Source organism: Rhodobacter sp. P2_H5, from assembly GCF_056403335.1.
Map to the genome: position 1 here is coordinate 1 of NZ_JBFUFS010000160.1, position 502 is coordinate 502.

1 protein-coding gene is annotated in these 502 nt (G+C 68.1%); it reads right to left on the reverse strand.

Annotation, left to right across the window (positions count from 1 at the left end; all coding sequences use genetic code 11):
• On the reverse strand, positions 1-397 hold a 397-nt coding region (locus AC1DVR_RS24090), incomplete at its 3' end, for an ABC transporter permease (protein WP_478003139.1).
• Positions 398-502 lie beyond the last annotated feature (105 nt).

The window sequence follows — 502 nt, forward strand, 5'->3', positions numbered from 1 at the left end:
GAAGGAAACTCGGCACCGCCAGCAGCACATCGACCAGACGCGCCAGCACCACATCGACCCAGCCGCCGAGGAAACCCGCCAGAAGGCCGATCAACCCGCCCGCCACCAGACCGATCCCCACCGCGATCAGCGCGCTGGCGACCGAGGAAGAGGTGCCATAGACCACCCGCGTGAACAGATCGCGCCCCAGATGATCGGTGCCGAACCAATGCGCGGCACTGGGGCTTTGCAGCTTTTCCGCCGGGATGCCGAGGGCGGGGTCAAGGCTGGTGAAGAGGCTGGGCGCCACCGACCAGGCCAGCACCACCGCGAGAAGGAGGAAGGCAATGGCAACGGTCGGCGGCAGGCCGGCGAGGGTGATGGGGCCGGACCGGTCCCGAAAGGTGGAGAATGTCATGCGTTCACCGGTGCGGCAGGGGATTGGGTCAGGCCGCCAGCGGCCGGGGCGGTGCCGGGAGCAGCGCCCAGCAATTTCACACGCGGGTCAAGCAGCGGGTAAATC